Raw genomic sequence first — 18,648 nt, 5'->3', positions numbered from 1 at the left:
TTGAGATAAACGAACTATAGCGAGTCGGCAAAAAGCTTCTCGAGTTCAGATACTTGCCTTTTACCTTGGCTGTTCAATGGTATTTCTGCAACGACTCGAAAACGTCGTGGAACCGCGATTGGCTCAATCCATTGCCTCAATTCCGCGCGCAGCAGTAGCCAAAATTTGCCTTTCCCTAGGGATTTAAGCTTATCAAGACCCGCGGGCGTGAGTACGATAGCAGCATTGAGTGACAAGCGTTGTTGATCGTGACAGCAGAATACGGCACTTTCGTAAACCCAGTCTAGCTGATCGAGACGTTTTTCAACCTCAACTAACGAAATGCGCTTTTCTTCTATTTTGACAATACGGTCGGTTCGTCCTTTTAATTCAAAGCGTTGTGCATCATGAAATACACAAGCATCCGCAGTTTGGTACCAGTTGTCAGCATCAATATGTGGTGATTTGAGCTTTAAACATTGTTCGTGATTTAGCTCAGCTTCGATGCCGGGAAATAGTCGCCAAAATTCACTTGGACTGTATTGTTGCTTGTAGGCAATACCGCCAGTTTCCGTGCTTCCGTAGACCTCGATAGGTAATTGTCCAAAAAGTTCGTGCGCGTGTTTCGCGGCTTCGCAAGGTAACGGCCCTCCTGACGAGAACAAGGCGCGTATCTCAGCAGAATCTGTCTGGGTAGATAACCGCTTGAGCAGAGCAGGGCTGCTCACTAGCACACGATTGGCCGATGCATGACTCATCACTTGCTCAGGATACTCTAGGTTTCGGCAAGCGAATGCACGGCCAGTGCATAGTGGCCAAAGTACGCGAAACAGCAACCCGTAGATATGTTGATGAGAGACCGTGCTTTCGATGAGGGCATTGCCTAGCAGAACGCCCCAAATAGACTCTAGGATGGCAATTTCTGTGTCTAAGTGCTCGAGTGTCTTAACAATAGCTTTTGGTGCTCCACTCGAACCAGAAGTAAATAAGATGATTTCAACTTGCTTTAAATCGAGGATGTGAAACGGCTTTAGGTTCTCAAAGTGAGAGTCAATAGTGATCCTTTCGCATGGTCTGGTCGCAATGGGTTCTACACCAGCGTCATGGATTAATAAATCGAACTGGGAGGAAAGTTCAGTCAACGCCGCATTTTGGTAGTTACCAGGAAGGACCACACTTTTTCCTGCATGGCAGCAGGCTAAGAACCCAACTGCAAATTGATAACTATCTAGTGTGCACACTGCAACGCGCTGTGAGGTCGAGTGTTCGAGCATGTCACTCGTGGCACGAATGTCGTATAAAAATTGCTGCCACGTCCACTGTTTCTCGATATCAAACGCGACAGTGTCTTCACCGATTTTAGAGGTGCAGAGTAAGTGCGCAAGCGTCCGGTGTTTGTTGTTCGGGCGGTTCATGTGATCAACATTTGCCATATTGAATTAATCCTTGCGTACAAATTGTCTGATTATCCACTCACCTGCAAAAAGACTTCCGGCTGCTAGATAGCTAATCAATCCGTTGTACAAAGTCCAAACCTCTAGTGTTTGAAAGCAAGTGTAGAGAGCAATGCCCGCGTTGATAATAAAAAAGGCACACCATACTTTGGTGACATTTCGAGTATAAGAAATGGCACTTGCGGGTAAGTCCGGTTCCTGAAGACGAGCGAAACGCTCGATGATGGATTGTGGCTGCTTTAAGCTGATGGCGAAAACGCTCAGCATACAAAGATTAACGACGACGGGATAAAAGGTTAGCCATCCGTGCTGTTTAAATAAAGCACCTAATACACTAAGCGTGATTCCTGTGAGACCACTGATCAATGCAAGCTGCTTGAGTTCTTTGAATTTTGCCTGTTTGCTAGAAATGATTCTTACCACAAATACTGTGATAAGAATCAGACTGATAGCTTGGAGACCGAATCGTTCTGCACCGAAGTAGACGGCAAAAGGATAGGCAAAAATTACTATTGCAGACAGTATGGTCAGCAAAGCTCGCATTATTTATCTTTCAATAGCTCAGTCACAGAGACCACAACGTCATTAACGGTGCGTACAGCTTTGAACTCTTCAGGCTTGATTTTTTTGCCCGTTACTTTTTGCAAGTGAACTACTAGATCAACAGCATCAATGCTATCTAAATCAAGATCTTGATAAAGGTGAGCTTCAGGTTGAATATCCGCTTCGTCAATTTCAAACAGCTCCACGAGAGCGTCTTTTACTTGGTCAAATACTTGCTGTTGGTTTAATTCTGTCATGCTGATATCTATCGATTAGTTGCTAGTTTGAGACGAAATGTACTTTGCAAGGTTTGCTACAGATGCAAAGTGTTCACGTGTATTGGTATCGTCCGCGTCAATTACGATATTGAACGTTTTCTTAATGGCTAAGCCGAGTTCAAGAGCATCAATGGAATCTAGGCCCAGACCATCACCGAACAATGGTGCATCAGTTTCGATATCGTCAATAGTAATATCTTCAAGGTTTAGGGCGTCAATAATTAGTTGTTTGATTTGGTTTTGTAGTGCTTCCACAGGGTCCTACTTATTGGTGTTCATTTTCGGGGAAAATCGCTTCGGCCAAATAACGGTTTAGTTTTCTTGCCGCTAAAGTCGGAGAATTAGTTTGCTCAATAAAGGGCGTGATTTCAATCTTACCCTTTATTTCGACATGGAAAAAGGGCTTGGTCTCTGGAACTTGGTACCACTTTTTTTGTTTCGTGAGAAAAGAGGGAGTTACAGTAATGTGAACTACCCGCAAATCACGCTGAGTACGCACGGCAATTTGAGCCGCACCTCGTTGTAGCTTTGATTCGACACCAGGAGTGGTGCGTGTTCCTTCAGGGAAAACGAGTAACACGTTGCCTTGATCAAATCGTTGCTCGCAAATTGTAATAACATCATCTGGGGCTTCATTAGGAATATAGCCTGCCGCTTGGACGATGTGCTTCATAAACGGGTTACGCCATATTGCACTTTTCACTAAGCAATCACATTGCTTAAGTTGCGAGGCAATCAAAACGTAATCAATTAGACTTGGGTGATTAGCCACAATTAGGCAATTGCGGTCGTTTTCTAACACATCAGCGCCAGTTATCTTGTAATCGATAGCACCAGTAAATTTCATTAACCGACAAAATACATGGAAAGAAGATTGAATCAATGCCTGTACGCGATGTTCTCTTAGTTCTGTCTCAGATGTGGTTCGGATAATGAACGGAATTAGCACAAAACTGAGCACTAACCCCCCAATGCCAAACACACCAAAGCAAAAACCTGTCGCAGCAATGCGCCAGATCTGATTCACTTTTAGATATAGAGACTTCACTATCATGCGATTATTATTAGGTTATGACTGGGTTGAGGCTAAAAGATGTCGAAGAAAGTCCAAAGCTTGCGGTTGATTAGACGCCGTTACTGGAGGGACTTGCATCGAATTTCCGCGAGACAATACCAAACCAAGGCTATAGCCGCAAAACTCTTGATCTTTGAATTGTTGATAAATCTCAGGTAGAGGCTCATCAAAATCTACAACCAAGACTCGATGTTCAGGGTTTTCTTCTAAGTAACTCCACGCTTCAATTAATGCACTATTAAACGTATTGTTCGATGCTGCAATGGAAGTGACTGGGATGGCCTTCTTTGCTGCAATGGTAGTGAGTCCGGCTGCCGTATTGTGTACAGACTGAGAAAAAGCCATTGGAGACGCATCGTCACCAATGACAATAGTTTTAATTAATTCGGAACTGCGGCGTAGTTCACCATGTCTACTAGAAAAAACAATATAATCAATACGCTGTTCTTCCATAAGCTCAAGTGCACATTGGACAGCCAGTTTACTTAATGTACTCATACGACGGCGCATCATGGCAGGTATGCGGTTCACTTCCAACGCGCCTTCGCTAGGGCAGTTGCCTGTGTGGTACCAATCTTGCCAATCAGAAATAGTATGCAGACCGTTTGATTTTGCACTCCATGCGTCAAGGTGAAAGGAAATTAATGGAGTTGAATTTGACATAAGGTATTGATTTATTTAGATACGACTGGATAATTATATCGTTTTATAAACTAAAATGTAAGGAATTAATATGAAAGCGTTAAAGTTCGCGATGGCAGTTGTTGTAGCATTGGTTGTAGTAGGTTGTGGAAGAGTCCAACCTGTACTGAATTTTGACAATGAGCCGGTAACATATGATTTGACCGCAGCAGAAGTCAAGTCAGCGATTACCGAAGCTGCGACGAATCGCGGTTGGGTGATCACTGAACCTGAAGAGGGCGTTTTAAAAGCAGCAATTTTGGTTCGTAGCCATGAAGCTGAAGCTAAAATTCCTTACACTAATAAATTCTATTCAATTACTTATGTAAGCTCTAAGAACCTAAAAGCTGCAGACGGCGAAATTCATAGAAATTACAATCGCTGGATCAACAATTTGAATACTGATATAAGAAAGCAACTTGCCGCTATCGCAGCAGCAAAATAATTGAACAGAACAACCACCAGGAATTGATGTGTCAAAACAAAATATTGATCCATACAATGCTTTTGAAGCAAAGACAGCGGCTCAAGAGCTGTCTTTTGCCCCAATTGTATTTCAAGCCGCTCGCACTTTACGAGACCTAGGTATTTTAGCTGAGCTCGATAAAGCGGGAGAGCAGGGACTAAGTGCTCCTGAAATTGCCCAAGCAACTGGTGTCTCTGAGTATGGTGTCAAAGTGCTACTCGACATGGCAATCAGTGCCCATATCGTATTGTGGAACAAACCCAACTATTCGCTAGCTAATATGGGCTTCTTTTTGCTTCATGATGGTATGACTCAGGCGAATATGGATTTCACAGCTGATGTTTGTTACGCCGCTATGATGCATTTGACGGAATCGATTAAAGAAGGCAAACCAGCGGGTTTAAAGGAACTTGGTGAATGGGAAACCATATATCAAGGCCTGTCTCAGTTGCCAGAGAAAGCAAAAGAGAGTTGGTTCAAGTTTGATCATTTCTACTCGGACAGATCGTTTCCTATTTTATTGAAAGAAGTGTTTAGCCAAGAGCCGAAGCATATTGTGGACATTGGTGGTAACACCGGTAAATGGGCGATGCAATGTTGTGGCTACAATAGCGATGTTGAAGTAACAATAGTCGATTTGCCTCAACAGCTTAATGTGGCAATGAAGAATGTGGCAGACAATGGCTTTGCACAGCGTGTACATCCTTTCCCTGCTAACATGCTGGACAAGTCTCAAGCCTTACCTGAGAAAGCAGATGTCTGGTGGATGAGCCAGTTCTTAGATTGTTTCTCTCCAATGGAGATTCTAACGATTTTAAGAAATGTTCGTTCTCAGCTGACTCCCGATTCAACGGTCTATATTCTTGAGCTATTTTGGGATGCACAGAAATACGATGCGGCGTCGTTTAGTTTGAACGCGACGTCTTTGTATTTCACCTGTCTAGCAAACGGTAATAGTCGTTTCTATCGCAGTGAAGACTTTTTAGAAATTGTCGAAGAGTCCGGATTAGAAGTGGTAGAACGTACCGACGATATTGGTTTAGGCCATACTTTACTGAAATTAAAAATAAAGTCGTAATAGTACGTGATTCATTTGCACCAACTTTTAAAGTTATAAAATGCAACAAGCCCAGCTATCGAGCTGGGCTTTTTTATCTGTTAAATTCGCTGCTGTTAATCGCGAATGATCATCTGGTCACGCTCTGGACCCACGGATACCATGCGTACAGGCACACCCATTAAGCTTTCGATACGTGCCACATAGTCTTGAGCTGCTTTTGGCAACTCCTCGAAACTACGACAGCCGGTGATGTCTTCATCCCACCCTTCCATTTGCTCGTAGACTGGTGCCAGTGCAGCAGTTTGAGGCCAAATAGGGTTTTCAGTATGTTCGCCATCGTATGCGACGCAGATTTTTAAATCTTTTAAGCCCGTCAAACAGTCGATTTTTGTCAGTGCAATTTCAGTGGCCGCTTGTAGCTCAACGCCATTTTTGGTGGCTACGGCATCAAAGAAACCCATGTCACGTGGGCGACCCGTTGTCGCACCGAATTCGTTAGCGCTTTCACGGAAGTTATCTTGTTCTTCCATCGCAGTAACCAATGTACCTGTCCCAACAGATGAGCTAAATGCCTTAGCTACCGCGATCACGCGTTCAGGTCTAAGTGCTGGTAGACCACTGCCGATACCAGCATAAGCGGCTGTTACGTTAGATGACGTTGTCCAAGGGTACTCACCGTATACAAGGTCGCGACCTGCACCTAACTGTGCTTCAAACAACAAGTTCGCATCTTTAGCTTGCAATGCTTTTAGTGGCTCGGTGACATTACAAATAAATGGACGCCAAGATTTGGTCACTTCTAGTAGCCATTCAGTGATTTCTTTTGCGCTTTGTGAATAGTCACATTGTGGATAAAGCGCTTTTAGCTGAGGCATTTTCCAATCGAGCATAAATTGGAGGCGCTGCTCTAGGACTTCAGGCTGCTGTAACCAACCAACTAAAATACCTTTTTTCATCACACGATCGCCGTAAGCTGGTGCGATACCTTGTCGAGTTGAACCGTAAGCGGCATCGCCTAGACGTTGCTCTTCTAAAGTATCCTCAAGAGCGTGAAGAGGCAGACATAATGTCGCACGGTCTGAAATACATAGATTAATTTTAACGCCTGCTGATTCGACCTCAGCAATTTCTTCACTTAGTGCGGCAGGGCTGATGACCATACCCGGGCCAAGCACAGCGGTACAATCAGGATTAAAAATGCCACTAGGAAGTTGGTGCAGTTTGAAGGTACCGAAGTCATTGACTACAGTGTGACCCGCATTGTTTCCACCTTGAAAGCGAATGCTTGCAGACGCGTCTGCAGCTAGAAAGTCAACGATGCGGCCTTTGCCTTCATCACCCCAGTTAGCACCTAAGACAACGATAGACGACATAATAAGTTCTCCTAATTGATTAGGGAGTCAGCTTAACCCTGTAGTGTGAATAAGAAAAATTAATTATAATTATTAAGTCAATAAGAAAATCATATCGGCACTATGGTTATTCTATTGACTAACTCACGCATTAAGAGGGAAGAAAAAATGTTAGATATTCATTGGTTGAAGACGTTTGTAACACTGGCTGAATACAAACATTTTGGTAAAGCGGCCAATGCGTTGCACATGACTCAGCCTAACGTGAGCTTACAGTTAAAACAGCTAGAGCAAACAACAGGTGTGAAGCTGTTAGATCGTAATCCTTTTCATCTCACGCAAGCGGGTGAGCGTTTACTACAAAGCAGTATCAAGACCTTGGAAGAATTACAGGTGTGTCAATCCGATCTGAATGCACTTAATGAGTTAGACAAGGGAACCATCACCGTTGCAGCAAGCGATATTATTTCACGTATGCTACTTATTGGTGCGTTTAAACTGTTCAGAAATGCTTACCCTGGAATGGATATCGTGCTTTTAAATACCACGTCATCTCAAGCAGCAGATTTAGTTAAAAAGGCTGAGGCTGATGTGGGGTTTGTTATTTCCCAACAGCAATCTCAGCCGTTGCACTTTGTAGAGTTACAACAGGTCAAATGGGTGGCGTTTGGTGAAGGGTTTCAACAAGCTATCGCCAATCAAAGCGAAATTACCTTGATTCTGCTTGGCCATGACACCCGAACGCGGGATCTAATTGATGACGCGTTACCTAGATTAAATCTATCAAATTATCGTGTGATGGAAGTAGGGAGCGTTGATGCACAAATTGATTGGGCTGAAGCTGGTTTTGGGGTGGCAATTATCCCTGAGTTTGCGCTGTCAACAAAAAGAAATATCCAGACAGATGTTACGCCGTTATCTGATTTCCCGACAACGAACCTTGGCTACATTGTTCGTCAGAATCAAATCTTGTCTAAAGCGACTAAACAATTACTTCAATGGGTCGGAGATGAGATGATTATTTTACAGAAATAGGGGTTTATGTGAATTGTAGTGTAATTTATATGTTAACTTGAGATCCTAAATTCATGAATAAAATCACATTTTTATTGTTGTGGTGATAACAATAATGCAACAAATGACGTGTTATTGAACGCATTTGATAACAACGTAAATATACATTCAAGTACCTTTTTAATTATTTAATATCAATTAGATAGTAATACTATCTCGCCTCAGTTCTTACTATCACATCCCGTTGTCTAACTTGATTCACGCAAGCTTAGATTTCAAATACGACAGATGTGCTTCACATTTTATCTACGCATAATGCACTTGCTGTAACAATGTATTTCAAAGTGTAACAATAAATCCATGTTTGAAGCATGGGTTTTACGCTTCACCTTGATGATTTTGCTTACACACGCTCAACAAAAACATAATTCTAACTAATGGGTTTTGACAACGAGTTCCGACAATGTAGTCAAGCCCGAATATACTCGAGAAAGTTAATGAAAGCCTCAAGATATCAAAGCATCTTGCTTAGGGGAGGTGTGGCGACTGCCATACTTACTCTTTCTGGATGCAGTTCTGCTTTACTTGACCCCAAAGGTGCAATTGGCGTTCAAGAAAAAGAGCTGATCATCACTGCTCTTTTGCTGATGTTGATAGTTGTCATTCCTGTGATTCTGATGACGGTTTATTTTGCTTATCGGTATCGTTCAACTAACACCGAAGAAGAGTACGCTCCAGACTGGGCTCACTCGACCAAAATTGAGGTGGTGGTTTGGACTATCCCGATTATTATTATCGCGATTTTGGCGGTTATCACTTGGCGTTCTACTCACGCTTTAGAGCCATCTAAACCCATCGCACATCCAGAAAAACCTTTAACAATCGAAGTGGTTTCACTCGATTGGAAGTGGCTGTTTATCTACCCAGAACAAGGGATAGCAACGGTTAACTATGTAGCCTTTCCTAAGGATGTTCCGGTCACATTCAAAATCACTTCTGACAACATTATGAATGCGTTCTTTATCCCGAGGCTCGGGTCTCAGATCTACGCGATGCCCGGCATGGTGACGCGACTGAATCTGATTGCGAACCATCAAGGAGATTACAAAGGCTTTGCTTCTAGCTACAGCGGTAAAGGGTTCTCCGAAATGAAGTTCACTGCCGCCGCTTTGGAAAACAAACAGGCCTTTTCTCAATGGGTGGACAAAGTGAAACACAGTCCAAAACAGATCGAAAACTGGCAGCAATATCGAGCGCTGGCAGAACCGAGTGTGGCTGATCCTGTCAGTCTTTATTCGAGTGTCCCTCCCGCGCTGTTTAATGATGTTGTAACTCAGTATCCAGGTTCAATGAACCGTTTACCCGAACACGAAGGATAAACGTTATGTTTGGAAGATTATCGCTCAATTCGATTCCATACCATGAGCCGATTATTGTTGTCACTTTAGTCGTGATTGCGCTTGCTGGATTAGCATTAGTCACGGCCATTACTAAAGCTAAAAAGTGGCAATATCTTTGGAATGAATGGTTTACCACAGTTGACCATAAAAAACTGGGATTCATGTACATCGCTGTGGCAATGGTGATGTTGATTCGGGGCTTCTCTGATGCGGTGATGATGCGCAGCCAACAACTGCTGTCGTCTGCTGGTGAAGCCGGGTACTTGCCACCTCACCACTATGACCAGATTTTTACTGCACACGGCGTGATCATGATATTTTTCGTTGCCATGCCACTTGTGATTGGTCTTATGAATATCGTCGTTCCTTTGCAAATAGGAGCGCGAGATGTCGCCTTTCCTTATCTAAATAACCTCAGTTTTTGGCTGTTTATTGTTGGCGTGATACTCACCAACCTATCGCTTGGTGTCGGTGAATTTGGCCGAACAGGTTGGTTGGCGTACCCACCATTGTCAGGGATTGATGCAAGCCCCGGGGTCGGGGTCGATTATTGGATATGGGCGTTACAAATATCTGGTGTCGGAACAACCTTAACTGGTGTGAACTTCTTTGCCACTATATTGCGCATGCGAACTCCATCCATGCCGTTAATGAAAATGCCGGTATTCACTTGGGCATCTTTGTGCGCCAATATTCTGATTATTATTTCATTCCCCATCTTGGCGGTCACCATTGCGCTGCTGACTTTAGACCGTTACTTAGGAATGCATTTCTTCACCAATGATTTTGGCGGCAATATGATGATGTACGTCAACTTGATTTGGGCATGGGGACATCCAGAGGTGTACATCCTAGTACTGCCGATTTTTGGTGTGTTTTCGGAAGTCACAGCGACCTTCTCACGCAAAAAACTGTTTGGCTATACCTCACTAGTTTGGGCCACCATTGCGATCACCATCTTGGCGTTTGTCGTTTGGTTACATCACTTCTTTACCATGGGATCTGGTGCAAACGTCAATGCATTCTTCGGCATTGCAACCATGATTATCTCTATCCCTACAGGGGTGAAGATCTTTAACTGGTTGTTCACTATGTACAAGGGACGAGTACGCTTTACCACGCCAATGTTATGGACACTAGGTTTCTTGATTACCTTCTCGGTCGGCGGGATGACTGGTGTATTGATGGCGGTACCGGGAGCTGATTTCGTACTACACAACTCGGTCTTCCTAGTGGCGCACTTCCATAATGTGATTATTGGTGGTGTGGTGTTTGGTTGCTTTGCTGCTATCACTTACTGGTTCCCGAAGGCAACAGGTTTCATGATGAATGAGACGTGGGGCAAACGAGCATTCTATCTCTGGATTATTGGCTTCTTGATGGCGTTCTTACCTTTGTATGCGCTGGGCTTTATGGGGATGACGCGACGTCTTAGTCAAGATATCAACCCTGAGTACTTCCCATTACTTGCTGTTGCAGCAGCAGGAACCGCCGTAATTGCACTCGGTGTTGTGTGCCAGTTCATTCAAATCTATGTCAGTGTTCGTGATAGAAAAGCGCACCTCGATCTCACTGGAGACCCATGGGGCGGCCGTACCTTTGAATGGGCAACCTCGTCACCTCCGCCGTTCTATAACTTTGCACATTTACCAAAAGGCGACCAAATTGATGCATTTTGGTATCAGAAAGAAAGCGGTGAGTTTGATCCAATGAAGAAAGTGGAATATCAACGTATTCATATGCCGAGAAATACGCCGACAGGTATCTATATTTCAGCTTGGGCACTGGCCTTTGGCTTTGGAATGATTTGGTACATGTGGTGGTTAGCGGCCATTAGTTTCGTTGGCATTGTCGTAAGTTGTATCAAACATAGTTACAACGATGATGTGGATTATTACGTCGAGGTTGAGGAAATCGAAGCCATCGAAAACGCTAGACGACAGCAGCTTGAACTAGCTAAGCAACACACTCATGCCGACGGAAATAAGAAGGACGATATGGAGGTGAATTATGCAGGGTAGTGTGAGTGCACCAGTTCATGATCGCCACGATCATAGTGATAACAAGCTGTTTGGTTTCTGGATTTACCTGATGAGTGACTGCGTGCTTTTCGCAACGCTGTTTGCTACTTATGCGGTACTTGCTAGTAACCCTATGACGGGATCATTAGCGAGAGAACTGTTTGAGTTGCCGTTTGTCTTTGTCGAAACCATGTTGCTGCTACTGAGTAGTATCACGTTTGGTTTTGGCATGATTGCGATGAAGCGTCAGGATATTACCAACCTCAAGTTGTGGATGAAAGTAACCTTTCTGCTCGGGCTAGGGTTTATTGGCATGGAAGTGTATGAGTTTCATCACCTGATAGTTGAAGGATATGGACCTCAAACCAATGCTTTCTTGTCAGCATTCTTTACTTTAGTTGGGACTCACGGCCTTCATGTGACATTTGGCTTGATCTGGATGGCGGTGTGTTATCACCAGCTGTCGAAGAAAGGGTTAAACAGCAACATGTCGATGCGTTTTAGTTGTTTAAGCCTGTTCTGGCACTTCTTAGATATTGTTTGGATCTGTGTATTTACCATCGTTTATTTACTGGGAGTCATGTCATGAGCAGTAATACAGATATAGCTGCATCAGACTACATCAAAGGGTTTTGTGCGGCTTTGGTACTGACTGTAGTACCGTTCTATTTGGTTTGGGCACAATCTCTGCCAGCGAGTACAACGTATTTTGTTTTATTTGCTTGCGCGATTGTTCAGGTGTTTGTTCACTTCAAATACTTCCTACATATGGAAGCGAAGACCTCTGATGGGCAGTGGAATTTGGTTTCGTTGCTATTCACCATCGTTGTGGTGTTTATCCTCATCGCTGGGTCGCTGTGGATAATGTACAACATGAATATGAACATGATGATGTAGAGGCAGTATGCTCAAAAATTATCTGACGATTACAAAACCAGGTATTATTTTTGGCAACATGGTCTCAACAGCGGCAGGGTTTTTCCTTGCCGCTAAAAGTGAGCATGTCGATATTACCTTGTTCTTTGCAGCACTCGTTGGTGTGGGGCTAGTCATAGCGTCAGGTTGTGTTGTAAACAATATTTTCGATAGAGATATTGACCAGAAGATGGAGCGAACTAAATATCGTGATTTAGTTCAGGGTTATGTCAATATGGATGTCGCGTTTGTCTACGCGCTATTCCTCTTGCTTGTTGGCACAGCGTTGTTATATCAGATGACCAATCCACTATCTGCGGTTGTTGTGCTCATCGGCTATGTCTTCTACGTGTTCTTTTACACCATGTGGTACAAGCGGCATTCAGTTTATGGAACCTTGATCGGAAGTATCTCAGGAGCAGTACCTCCACTTGTCGGTTACCTAGCGGTCACCAATTATTTGAGCGTTGAATCTGTCTTATTGTTCCTGTTGTTCTGCCTTTGGCAAATGCCACACTCTTACGCTATTGCGATTTTTCGAATGGAAGATTATCGTCAAGCAGGTATTCCTGTTTTACCTGTTAAGGAAGGCCTGAATAAAGCGAACCAACATATTCGACACTATGTGTTGGCATTTTGCGCGGTTGCTGCCGCACTTTTCTTTGTTGGTGAGGCGAACTACGAATATCTGATTGTAGTAGGAGCGATGAGTGCGTTCTGGGCTCGAGTTACATTCCGCGATATGAATAGCAGCAATTATATTGATTGGTCCAAAGCGGTATTTAAAGTTTCGTTGCTGGTGGTGACAAGTTTCAGCGGAGTGCTAGGACTAGAGCTACTACCCCTTCATTTTTAATCGACAGGTTCACAGTCGTGATTGACGATTCGTGAACCTTTTATCCTTAAACTTTTCAGATTGTTTATTGAATGGACTGCACATACGCCAAGATATCAATAGCATCTTTCTCGGTAAGTACTCCCTTAAAAGCAGGCATACCTTCGTCTATTTTTCCCGCTAACACTTTATTCGCAATTTGGGTGGGTGTTTTGAAAGGTTTGTTGATCTTCTGAGCGATATCGGCTGGTTCATTTGGCAGAGCGTTAGCCGCTGCACCATCACCATGCCCCTTAGAACCATGACAAGAGATACACAGCGCCTCGTATTTTTGTTTTCCATTAGCGACATTGCCGTCAATAGGTGGCTTCGCTGCTGAAACGAAAGTGAAACTGCCAATGAAAAGCGCCATTGCACCTAATAATGTTGCGATGAGTAATTTCAATTTGATCTTCATATTGTGTACTTCCTATGTGTTTTCTCGAATCCTAACGACATAAGAATGAATAGTGGGTGAATATAAAGTTATATTTATATTCATCAGTTAGTTATGTGAATATTCTCAGTGGATAGACTAGCAATCAAAAAGCAGAAGGGTTGAGACGCGGCTTATTACTTCCAAGAATAAAGAAATCAGCAAACACAATCGTGGAAGAATAAAGTGAAGTGTAAAGTTACCTGAAACTGAGAAACAAATTATTGTTGCTTTTGTTAATTTGGTGAAAAGTGTGCTACTAGTGACTGGAATAGGCTTTAAAGTGCTTATAATTAATGATCTCAATATCACATAAAAGCGATCGTCAATATGAATAATGTGATTCAGTTCAATATTTATGTAATTTAAGAAATGTCCAAAAATGATGCGTGCATCAACTTTGTTCTATTGACTTGTAATTAAAATAAAATTTTTACCAAAACTTTCAATTGTAATTTGTTAACTTGATCATTGCTTGCCTGTTGACAGGTTATTTTTGGTGATTTACGTCACAATTTGTGCGGAATTGCATGTCCCCAGGAAAAGAACTCATAATGAACTCAACGAAACGACATTCATTATGGGACAAGACAATGCTGTATGACTTAATCGACCATGACCTAGTAGACGTTGTAGAACATGATAACACATCATGGGAACAGGCTGTAAGAACGACAACACAATACCTCGAAGAGAAGGGCTATGTGACGTCGAATTACGCTGATGCCATTATTCAGTCTACCATCGACAATGGTCCTTACTACGTTTTGTGCCCGGGCATCGCGATGCCGCATGCTCGCCCTGAGGCCGGTGTATTAAAAACCGGTTTAGGCATTCACATCTTCCCTGAACCAGTAGACTTTGGTTCAGATCTTGGCCCCGCTAACGTACTGCTAACCTTAGCTGCCAAGGATTCAGATACTCACATTCAAGTAATCCAATCTTTAAGTGAAATGCTTGTCGACGAGACAAATATAGAGAAGCTCGCAGCAGCAAAATCGAAAACAGAAGTATTGGATATTATAAAAACCTGCTAATAAGGAATGTAACGTGACTACAAATATGAGAGCGAAAGTGCAATCATTTGGCGGACATCTTACCGCCATGGTATTGCCCAATATAGGCGCATTTATTGCGTGGGGTTTTATCACTGCGCTATTTATCCCAACAGGCTGGATGCCTAACGAAGCGTTTGGCAGCATTGTTGGCCCAATGATCACTTACTTGTTACCGCTGTTAATCGGTTACACAGGTGGTCAACTTGTTGGTGACAAGCGTGGTGCAGTAGCGGGTGCTATCGCTACTATGGGTGTCATCGTAGGTGCTGACATTCCAATGTTTGTTGGTGCAATGATTATGGGCCCACTTAGTGCATGGGTTGTGGTGCAAATGGATAAGCGAATCCAACACCGTATCCCGTCTGGCTTTGAGATGGTCGTGAACAACTTCTCACTGGGTATCGTAGGTATGCTTTTGTGCCTATTTGCTTATGAGATTGTTGGTCCTGCTGTGACTGCTGCAAACTTGTTCGTTAAATCAGGCATTGAAGCTTTGGTAGCAACAGGTTTCTTACCTCTACTTGCGATTATCAATGAGCCAGCAAAAGTATTGTTCCTAAACAATGCAATCGACCAAGGCATTTATTACCCTCTAGGTCTTCAAGCTGCGGCTGAAACTGGTAAATCCATCTTCTTTATGGTGGCGTCTAACCCAGGCCCTGGTCTAGGTATGCTACTTGCGTATGCAAAATTTGGTGAAGGTTTGTCGAAGCGTTCAGCGCCAAGTGCCATCATCATCCACTTCTTCGGAGGTATCCACGAGCTTTACTTCCCATATGTTTTGATGAAGCCAATCATGATCGTAGCAATGATTGCTGGTGCAGCGACAGGTATCGCAACCTTCAATCTACTTGATGCAGGTCTAGTAGCGGGTCCAAGTCCAGGTTCTATCTTCTCTTACTTGGCGCTAACGCCGAAAGGAAGCTTCCTAGCTACTATCGCTGGTGTGACAACAGCAACAATTGTTTCTTTCTTGGTAGCGAGTGCCATTCTGAAAATGTCCAAGAGCACAGAGTCTGAAGAAGACTTCGAGCAATCAGTCACCAATATGAAGGACATGAAAGCGGAAGGTGCTATCAACACAGTGGCTGCAACTCAAGCTACGGCTGAAGGCAAAAACATCAAGTTCGTTGCATTTGCTTGTGATGCTGGTATGGGCTCAAGTGCTATGGGAGCGTCTACCTTCAAGAGAAAGCTGACACAAGCGGGCTACGATGTCGAAGTGAAGAACTTCGCTATCGAAAAAGTACCTAGCGACGCAGATATAGTTGTGACTCATGAGAGTCTAGAAAGTCGCGCAGTGAAAGCAACAGGACTACCGGTCATTACCATCAAAAACTTTATCAATGACCCAGCGCTAGATGAGCTGCTGGTGACTATCGAACAACAAGCTTAATAACTATTATTTCGGGGGCGTCTCAGCGCCCCTATGAGGAGAGAGAACATGGTTGAAACTACGGCAGCTGTTATCTGCGGAGAAAAGAACATTCAACTTCGCACTTTTGACCTACCAGCTATTTCGGCGGATGAACTACTGGTCAAAAATATTTCTAACAGCGTTTGTTTATCAACGTATAAAGCAGCGCTTCTAGGTAGCAAACATAAGCGTGTACCAGAAGATATTGCAGAAACACCAGTTATCACAGGTCACGAGTACGCCGGTATCATTGTTGAAGTTGGAGACAACCTAAAAGACAAGTTCAAGCCGGGTGACTCTTTTGTGCTTCAACCAGCAATGGGCTTACCATCGGGTTATTCTGCCGGCTACAGCTACGAGACATTTGGTGGTAACGCTACTTATTCAATTATCCCGAAAATCGCTATCGACCTTGGCTGTGTACTTCCTTATGAAGGGAACTACTTTGCTGACGCTTCGCTAGCAGAACCAATGTCGTGCATTATTGGCGCCTATCACGCGAGCTACCATACAACTCCTTACGTGTATGAACATGATATGGGTATCAAAGAGGGCGGGTCACTCGCGCTTCTCGCTTGTGCTGGTCCAATGGGTATCGGTGCTATCGACTACGCGATCAATGGTCCAGTAAAACCTAAACTACTGGTTGTTACTGACATTGATGCAGAACGTCTCGCACGCGCCGAGAGCTTAATTCCAGTAAGCACAGCGGCGGAGAATGGTGTTGAGCTTCACTATGTGAATACGGCGAATGTGGAAGATCCGGTTGAGTACCTTAAATCACTGAACGGCGGATTAGGTTACGATGACGTTATGGTCTACGCTGCTGTATCACAAGTATTAGAGCAAGCGGATGAGTTGCTGGGTAACGACGGCTGTTTAAACTTCTTTGCTGGTCCTACAGATAAGAAATTCAAAGTACCGTTTAACTTCTATAATGTGCACTACGAAGCGACTCACATTGTCGGGACGTCAGGTGGCTCTACCGGAGACATGATTGAGTCTCTAGACCTCTCTGCAAAAGGGAAGATTAATCCATCGTTCATGATTACCCATGTAGGCGGCCTACAAGCAGCACCAGATACGATTCTGAACCAGCTCGATATTCCGGGTGGTAAGAAGCTGATTTACCCTCATATCGACCTGCCTTTAACAGCAATCGACCAGTTTAAGACTCTAGAAGACAGTGACCCATTCTTTGGGGAATTGGACGCGATTTTGCAGCAAAATAACTATGTTTGGAATGCAGAAGCAGAAAAAGCGTTACTGGAGTTTTATGACGTGAGTTTGACGGTTTAGTCGAAGCTTATTTATGTGGTAGCCTCACGGTTACCACATAATCAAAAGGTTAGAAACTTTGTCACGAATTGAAGATTTATTGGAGAAATTGGATGAGTGCGATAACGCTACCGCTTTTCTTCAAGTTTCAAACAAAATTATAAACCTCAAGTTAAAAGCCATACTTCCATCGGTATTCGTCCAAGACGAACTAGTGAAGGAGTATGCTGTGGACCCGTTGCTGAAAGAAGATGGGCCTCTCGTGACCACAGATGTGGTGTCAAAGTTAGTATTCGCAATGGGTAAGATTTCGCTAGAAACCTATTCGGATATCGGCCTTTACGACCAAGTGCTGGAGTACGCCTTGTCTAGGCCAGAAAAAGTGTCGTTTAGTGATGACATGATTTATGACTTTATCGAGAATCAAGCCATTTTATCTTCGCAACAAGATAGCTTTTATATTGAATCTCTAAAACAACTTAAGTTCTCTTCATTTGAGACGTTTTCACAGATGAGATACGAATCTCTCATCATCACAGTCCTTAAACTGTCTTGTGAAATGCTCATTCAAAAAATAGAAGAGGAGATCCATCAGTAAGGTGTCACTATGAAAGTGAATTTAAACGTTAGCGGCTTTGAAACCCAAGCTGAATTTCCCAATAGCGACGTTGAACAAATCCATAAACCCCTAGTCGGAAAATTCTCCAAACTCTACAAAGAAAAACAAGACCGAGTCATTATCTTTCTTGCTGCGCCTCCAGGCAGTGGAAAATCCACACTTGCAGCATTTTGGGAACATCTGTCAGAGCAAGACGAAGCCCTAGAAACCTTGCAAGTATTACCGTTTGATGGCTTTCACTTTCCAAATGAAATCTTAGACAGCAATAGCACGACTCGAAATGGTAAAGAAGTATTACTTCGCTCAATAAAGGGTGCTTATGAAACCTTCAATCTGACTGAACTGGTCAGAAAACTAAGACAGTTAAAAGACCCTGCGCCTAAATGGCCTTATTACGACCGAAATCTTCACGATCCCGTGGACGATGCATTGATTGTCGATAAGAACATTGTAGTTATCGAAGGAAACTATTTATTGCTAGATCAACCGGTTTGGAATGGGTTAAAGAATTTTGCTGATTTCACGGTGTTCATCGATACCGACCCTCAGTTCTTACAAGATCGTTTGGTGAACCGTAAGATTCGCGGTGGTACATCCGAGGAAGATGCCTTGGACTTCTACTACAAGTCAGATGCTATCAACGTCGATAACGTACTGAACAACTCTCAAAAAGCAGACTTGAACCTATATCTAAACCAAGATGGTTCCTTCAAGATTTAAGCGATAGA

Annotated in this window: 21 protein-coding genes; 13 read left to right on the top strand and 8 right to left on the bottom strand. The window is 43.4% G+C overall.

The features are described from left to right. Nucleotides 1–14 precede the first annotated feature (14 nt). Genes VME0621_RS06540 through VME0621_RS06515 form a run of 6 tightly spaced genes read right to left on the bottom strand, consistent with a single transcriptional unit; the run spans nt 15 to nt 3,992 of the window. Nucleotides 15–1,394 (bottom strand): AMP-binding protein, encoded by a 1,380-nt coding sequence (locus VME0621_RS06540; RefSeq protein ID WP_062457729.1) that lies wholly within the window; start codon nt 1,392–1,394, stop codon nt 15–17. 24 nt (nt 1,395–1,418) lie between these two features. Further along, nucleotides 1,419–1,976, bottom strand: coding sequence for a COG4648 family protein (locus tag VME0621_RS06535; RefSeq protein ID WP_062457468.1), 558 nt, complete (start codon nt 1,974–1,976; stop codon nt 1,419–1,421). After that, nucleotides 1,976–2,233, bottom strand: coding sequence for an acyl carrier protein (locus VME0621_RS06530; protein WP_006071849.1), 258 nt, complete (start codon nt 2,231–2,233; stop codon nt 1,976–1,978). Before VME0621_RS06530 ends, VME0621_RS06535 begins: the two co-directional genes overlap by 1 nt. Nucleotides 2,234–2,248: 15 nt before the next feature. Next, nucleotides 2,249–2,509, bottom strand: a complete 261-nt coding sequence (locus VME0621_RS06525; RefSeq protein ID WP_006071847.1) for a phosphopantetheine-binding protein — start codon at nt 2,507–2,509, stop codon at nt 2,249–2,251. Between the two features lie 10 nt (nt 2,510–2,519). Next, a complete protein-coding gene (locus VME0621_RS06520) occupies nt 2,520–3,308 on the bottom strand; it encodes a lysophospholipid acyltransferase family protein (RefSeq protein WP_062457471.1) in 789 nt (262 codons plus the stop codon). Between the two features lie 15 nt (nt 3,309–3,323). After that, a complete protein-coding gene (locus VME0621_RS06515) occupies nt 3,324–3,992 on the bottom strand; it encodes a beta-ketoacyl synthase chain length factor (protein ID WP_062457474.1) in 669 nt (222 codons plus the stop codon). Nucleotides 3,993–4,062: 70 nt separating this feature from the next. On the opposite strand from VME0621_RS06515, the gene VME0621_RS06510 reads away from it, so the two are divergent. Next, nucleotides 4,063–4,455, top strand: coding sequence for a hypothetical protein (locus VME0621_RS06510; protein ID WP_062457477.1), 393 nt, complete (start codon nt 4,063–4,065; stop codon nt 4,453–4,455). 28 nt (nt 4,456–4,483) lie between these two features. Continuing rightward, nucleotides 4,484–5,554 carry a class I SAM-dependent methyltransferase gene (locus VME0621_RS06505; RefSeq protein ID WP_006071841.1) on the top strand — a complete coding sequence of 357 codons (1,071 nt, stop codon included), beginning with the start codon at nt 4,484–4,486 and terminating at the stop codon, nt 5,552–5,554. A gap of 95 nt (nt 5,555–5,649) precedes the next feature. Here the strand turns inward: VME0621_RS06505 and VME0621_RS06500 are convergent, their stop codons facing one another. Then, nucleotides 5,650–6,909 carry an adenylosuccinate synthase gene (locus VME0621_RS06500; protein ID WP_062457480.1) on the bottom strand — a complete coding sequence of 420 codons (1,260 nt, stop codon included), beginning with the start codon at nt 6,907–6,909 and terminating at the stop codon, nt 5,650–5,652. A gap of 147 nt (nt 6,910–7,056) precedes the next feature. Between VME0621_RS06500 and VME0621_RS06495 the strand changes: the two genes are divergently transcribed. The 6 genes from VME0621_RS06495 (at nt 7,057) to cyoE (ending at nt 13,094) form a co-directional block, all read left to right on the top strand. Further along, nucleotides 7,057–7,923 (top strand): LysR family transcriptional regulator, encoded by an 867-nt coding sequence (locus tag VME0621_RS06495; RefSeq protein WP_006071838.1) that lies wholly within the window; start codon nt 7,057–7,059, stop codon nt 7,921–7,923. A 476-nt stretch (nt 7,924–8,399) separates the two neighbouring features. Next, nucleotides 8,400–9,281 carry a ubiquinol oxidase subunit II gene (cyoA, locus tag VME0621_RS06490; protein WP_062457483.1) on the top strand — a complete coding sequence of 294 codons (882 nt, stop codon included), beginning with the start codon at nt 8,400–8,402 and terminating at the stop codon, nt 9,279–9,281. Nucleotides 9,282–9,286: 5 nt separating this feature from the next. Next, nucleotides 9,287–11,323, top strand: a complete 2,037-nt coding sequence (cyoB, locus tag VME0621_RS06485) for a cytochrome o ubiquinol oxidase subunit I (RefSeq protein WP_062457487.1) — start codon at nt 9,287–9,289, stop codon at nt 11,321–11,323. Further along, nucleotides 11,313–11,912, top strand: coding sequence for a cytochrome o ubiquinol oxidase subunit III (gene cyoC, locus VME0621_RS06480; protein WP_062457490.1), 600 nt, complete (start codon nt 11,313–11,315; stop codon nt 11,910–11,912). The genes cyoB and cyoC overlap by 11 nt, the downstream gene beginning before the upstream one ends. Then, a complete protein-coding gene (cyoD, locus tag VME0621_RS06475) occupies nt 11,909–12,220 on the top strand; it encodes a cytochrome o ubiquinol oxidase subunit IV (protein WP_006071828.1) in 312 nt (103 codons plus the stop codon). Before cyoC ends, cyoD begins: the two co-directional genes overlap by 4 nt. Before the next feature lie 7 nt (nt 12,221–12,227). Continuing rightward, nucleotides 12,228–13,094: a heme o synthase gene (cyoE, locus tag VME0621_RS06470; RefSeq protein ID WP_062457493.1), complete on the top strand. Its 867-nt coding sequence runs from the start codon at nt 12,228–12,230 to the stop codon at nt 13,092–13,094. Between the two features lie 64 nt (nt 13,095–13,158). Here the strand turns inward: cyoE and VME0621_RS06465 are convergent, their stop codons facing one another. Then, the gene (locus VME0621_RS06465; RefSeq protein ID WP_062457496.1) at nt 13,159–13,530 is read right to left on the bottom strand and encodes a c-type cytochrome; all 372 of its coding nucleotides are present in this window, start codon (nt 13,528–13,530) and stop codon (nt 13,159–13,161) included. 611 nt (nt 13,531–14,141) lie between these two features. Between VME0621_RS06465 and VME0621_RS06460 the strand changes: the two genes are divergently transcribed. From VME0621_RS06460 to VME0621_RS06440, 5 genes are read left to right on the top strand one after another with little or no spacing between them, the layout of a single operon-like run. Beyond that, nucleotides 14,142–14,585 (top strand): PTS sugar transporter subunit IIA, encoded by a 444-nt coding sequence (locus VME0621_RS06460; RefSeq protein ID WP_038222468.1) that lies wholly within the window; start codon nt 14,142–14,144, stop codon nt 14,583–14,585. Nucleotides 14,586–14,598: 13 nt separating this feature from the next. Then, complete coding sequence (locus tag VME0621_RS06455; RefSeq protein ID WP_096443658.1) at nt 14,599–16,002, top strand: PTS mannitol transporter subunit IIBC; 1,404 nt, start codon at nt 14,599–14,601, stop codon at nt 16,000–16,002. Between the two features lie 48 nt (nt 16,003–16,050). Further along, nucleotides 16,051–17,322 carry a zinc-binding dehydrogenase gene (locus tag VME0621_RS06450; RefSeq protein WP_006071821.1) on the top strand — a complete coding sequence of 424 codons (1,272 nt, stop codon included), beginning with the start codon at nt 16,051–16,053 and terminating at the stop codon, nt 17,320–17,322. Between the two features lie 58 nt (nt 17,323–17,380). Beyond that, complete coding sequence (locus tag VME0621_RS06445; protein WP_006071819.1) at nt 17,381–17,899, top strand: MltR family transcriptional regulator; 519 nt, start codon at nt 17,381–17,383, stop codon at nt 17,897–17,899. Between the two features lie 9 nt (nt 17,900–17,908). After that, on the top strand, nt 17,909–18,640 hold the full coding sequence (locus VME0621_RS06440) for a nucleoside/nucleotide kinase family protein (protein ID WP_062457499.1): 732 nt from the start codon (nt 17,909–17,911) through the stop codon (nt 18,638–18,640). The last annotated feature ends 8 nt before the right edge of the window (nt 18,641–18,648 follow it).

This window comes from Vibrio mediterranei (genome assembly GCF_900088415.1).
Taxonomy (GTDB): Bacteria; Pseudomonadota; Gammaproteobacteria; order Enterobacterales; family Vibrionaceae; genus Vibrio; species Vibrio mediterranei.
Note: the sequence above shows the minus strand (reverse complement) of the source record. Positions and strands in the feature narration are given on the sequence as shown.